The sequence below is a fragment of the Ramlibacter sp. 2FC genome (assembly GCF_005503345.1).
In the GTDB taxonomy this organism is placed as follows: domain Bacteria; phylum Pseudomonadota; class Gammaproteobacteria; order Burkholderiales; family Burkholderiaceae_C; genus SCMQ01.
On record NZ_SCMM01000113.1, the window covers coordinates 1 to 3,615 of the forward strand.

The window sequence follows — 3,615 nt, forward strand, 5'->3', positions numbered from 1 at the left end:
CAGACCAGGAAGGGCAAATTCATGGTGCTGCGGCTGACCAGTGCCAAACGCCTGCGAACCAAGCTGCAGGCGGTCAAGATCGAGCTCAGACGGCGCATGCACCGACCCATCAACGAGCAGGGCCAGTACCTGCGCGCGGTGGTGGCTGGACATGGCCGGTACTTCGGCGTGCCTGACAACGGCACGCGGCTGAGGACATTCCGCTTCCAGGTCGCCGGGCTGTGGCATCGCACGCTGTGCCGCCGCAGTCAGAGCCGTGGCCTGACTTGGCGTCGAATGTATCGATTGATGGCGCACTGGTTGCCTGCTCCGAACATCTGCCACCCTTACCCGAACCAGCGTCTGATCGTCACGACCCAAGGCAGGAGCCGTATGCGGTAATTCCGCACGTACGGATCTGTGGAGGGGGTGTTGGGTGACTGACATTCCTACTCCGACTGGTTGTGGTCGGGTGGCGGCTCAGCCCGGCAGCGCCTGCAGCGCGGCTGCCTCTGCGTGGCGTGGTGTGGCGGCGGATGCGGTGCGGCCGACGACCAGCGCGTCCACCGCGACGCAGCCACCCTGAGCGGCGGGTCGCGCGATCAGCGGGTTGATCTCGGCGCTCCCCAGCTGCTCGCCCGCGGCCTGGGCGAAGTCGGCCAGCGCGAGCAGGGTGTCGGCGATCGATTCGAGGTCGGCCGCCGGCTGGCCGCGCGTGCCCTCGAGCAGGGGCAGGGCCTTGAGCTCGCGCACCATGGCCTGGACCTCGGCGCGCGTCACGGGCAGCACGCGCAGGCTCACGTCGCGCAGCGTCTCCACATGCACGCCGCCCAGGCCGAACATCAGCACCGGGCCGAACACCGGGTCGCGGTGCACGCCGGCGATGCATTCCACGCCGCCGCGCACCATGCGCGCGGCCAGCACGCCGTCCAGGCGCGCCTCGGGCCGCGCCTGGCGCGCGCGGGCCTGCAGGGTCTCGAAGGCCGTGCGCGCCTCGCTCGCGCTGCGCAGGCCCAGGGCCACGCCGCCGATGTCGGACTTGTGCGGGATGTCGGCGCTCGCGATCTTGAGCGCGATCTCGCCGCCCAGGGCCTCGACGGCCTGGGCCGCCGCGTCGGCGCTTTGCACCAGGCGGTGCTCGACCATCGGCACGCCGGCCTCGGCCAGCAGGGCCAGGCCGTGCGGCTCGGACAGCGGGCCCGGCGGCAGGTGCCGCGGCGCAGGCGCTGCGGCGGGGAGGGCCGGGGCGGCGGCGGCCGGCTGGCCGCTGCGGCGCGCCAGCGCGGCCAGGGTGCGTATGCCCACCGAGGGGTCGGCGAACACCAGGCAGCCCAGGGCCTCGAGCTCGGCGCGGCGCGCCGGCGAGAGCAGGGTGCTGATCGCGAGCACCGTGTCGGGGTGGTCCGCGCGCAGGCCCGCGGCCAGGCCGCGCAGCACGGGCCAGAAGGCCTCCGAGGCGCCGGCCGCCGCGAAAAAGCCCAGCCAGGACGCGAAGCGCCGGTCCTCGAGCATCAGCCGCGCGCTGCGCTCGAGCAGCGTGAGGTCGTTCGTGACCTGGCCCGTGATGTCCACCGGGTTGCGCGGCGCGGCGAACGGCACCCAGTCGCGCAGCTGGCGCTGGGCCGCCTCCGACAGCGGCGGCACCTCGAGGCCGGCCGCGCTGGCCTCGTCGGCCATCAGCGCGCCCACGCCGCCCGAGACCGTGAACAGGCCTATCGTGCGGTCGCGCGGCGCCCGGCGCGCCACGGCCGCGCTCGCGGCCAGGTCGAAGAACTCGCTGAGCGTGCGCGCGCGCAGCACGCCGTGCTGGCGGAACACCGCGTCGTAGACCGCGTCGTCGCCGGCCAGCGAGGCCGTGTGCGAGGCCGCGGCCTCGGCGCCCAGCGCTGTGCAGCCCACCTTGACCGCGACCACCGGCTTGCCGTTCGCCTGCGCGAGCGCCAGCGCGGCGCGCAGGCGCGGGCCGTCGCGGCAGCCCTCGAGGTAGGCCATGATCACGTCGGTGCCCGGGTCCTGCGCCAGCCAGGCCAGGCAGTCGGCGACCTGCACGTCGGCCTCGTTGCCCGTGGTCGCCCACAGCGACAGGCCGACGCCGCGCTCGCGCGCCATCGCGTAGGCATAGGCGCCGAAGGCCCCCGACTGGCTGACCAGGCCGATGCGCCCCGGTGCCACGCGGCCCACGCCGGGCGCGGGCGAGAAGGTGGCGTAGACCTGGTGCGCCAGGTGCATGAAGCCCAGGCAGTTCGGGCCGATCAGCCTGATGCCGGCGGCGCGTGCCTTGTCGGCCAGGCGCTGCTGCGCGGCCGCGCCCTCGGCGCCGACCTCGGCGAAGCCCGAGGAGAACAGCACGATGGCCTTGACGCCGGCCGCGATCGCGTCGTCCAGCGCCGCCGCCACCTGGGCCTGCGGGATCGCGAAGATGGCCAGGTCCACCGGCTCGCCTATGGCCGAGAGGCTGGGATGGGCCGGCAGGCCCTGCACCTGGCCGCCGCGCGGGTTCACGGCGTACAGCCGGCCCTCGAAGCCGAAGCGCAGCAGGTAGTCGAGCGGAATGCCGCCGATCTTGCTCGGCTGGGCCGAGGCGCCGACCACGGCGATGGAACGCGGCGCGAACAATGCCGTGAGGGCAGGGAAGTCGAATAAGGTGGTGGGGGTCAACGCAGTCTCCTTCGTCGTCGGTCGCGGCGGCCCGGCCTGGCTGGCCTGGGCCCGCGCCGACGCGCACTGCTACGATAGGAATCCGGGGCTGTTCCACTCAGTCAAGCGATTGACAATCTTCCGCAATCGACTCTCGGGAATACCCTGATGCCCATTGCGCCGCCTGCCATGCCGCCATCCAAAGCCCAGGCCGACACGCCGGCGCTGATCCAGCGCGCGCTGCGCCGCTGCGCGCTGTTCCGCGACTGGCCCGACCTCGTGCTCGACCGCATCGCGCGCATCGCGCATCTGGAGCATTACGAGCGCGGCGCCCAGGTCATGGCGCAGGACCGGATGCGGCGCGAGGTGCTGGTCGTGGTCTCGGGCTGCCTCGAGGTCAGCGGCGTGAGCGCCGGGGGCGCCAAGTTCATGCTGTCGCTGATCGGCCCCGGCGAGATCGTGGGCCTGGTGCGGCTGCTCAAGGCCGCGACGCGGCTCTACGACTACCACGCGCACGAGGACACGGTGCTCGTGCACCTGCCCAGCGAGGCCCTGCACGCCGTGCTCGACCAGACCCCGCTGCTTTGGAAGGACGTGGCCCTGCTCGCGCTCGAGCGCCAGCGCGAGAGCATCGTCGCGATGCAGCGCCGCGCGCTCGGCGGACTGACGCAAAGCGTGGCCGAGACCCTGCTCAAGCTGGTCGGCTGGCACGGCCAGCGCGAGGAGGGCGGCAAGGCCGTGTGCCTGCGGGTGTCGCAGAGCGACCTGGCCCACATGGTCTCGGTCTCGCGCCAGACCATGAACAAGGAGCTGCGCCTGCTCGCCGAGCAGGGCATCCTGGCGGCCGACTACGGCCAGCTCAGCATCCTGGACCTGCCGGCGCTGCGGCGCATCGCCGAGGGCCGGTGAGGCGGGGCGCCTCCTCGGCGGGCCGGCGGGTGGCCGGTTAAGCTACGCCGCATGAAGCCCCGCGCCCCCGTCCCACCGTCCGCCCGCAGC

At 73.3% G+C, this 3,615-nt stretch carries 2 protein-coding genes and 1 pseudogene; 2 read left to right on the plus strand and 1 reads right to left on the minus strand.

Features of this window, described 5'->3' with window-relative positions:
* Window positions 1–381 (plus strand): annotated as a pseudogene (locus tag FFS10_RS22690) (group II intron reverse transcriptase/maturase); the annotation flags it as partial.
* A 78-nt stretch (window positions 382–459) separates the two neighbouring features.
* On the opposite strand, the gene FFS10_RS22695 reads toward FFS10_RS22690, so the two are convergent.
* The gene (locus FFS10_RS22695) at window positions 460–2,637 is read right to left on the minus strand and encodes an acetate--CoA ligase family protein (RefSeq protein ID WP_137896865.1); all 2,178 of its coding nucleotides are present in this window, start codon (window positions 2,635–2,637) and stop codon (window positions 460–462) included.
* A gap of 168 nt (window positions 2,638–2,805) precedes the next feature.
* Between FFS10_RS22695 and FFS10_RS22700 the strand changes: the two genes are divergently transcribed.
* Window positions 2,806–3,525 carry a Crp/Fnr family transcriptional regulator gene (locus FFS10_RS22700; protein WP_137896866.1) on the plus strand — a complete coding sequence of 240 codons (720 nt, stop codon included), beginning with the start codon at window positions 2,806–2,808 and terminating at the stop codon, window positions 3,523–3,525.
* Window positions 3,526–3,615: the final 90 nt, after the last annotated feature.

Excerpts from the sequence above, each read along its gene's own strand:
- FFS10_RS22700 (WP_137896866.1), top strand. The coding sequence starts at position 2,806 with ATGCCGCCATCCAAAGCCCAGGCCGACACGCCGGCGCTGATCCAGCGC.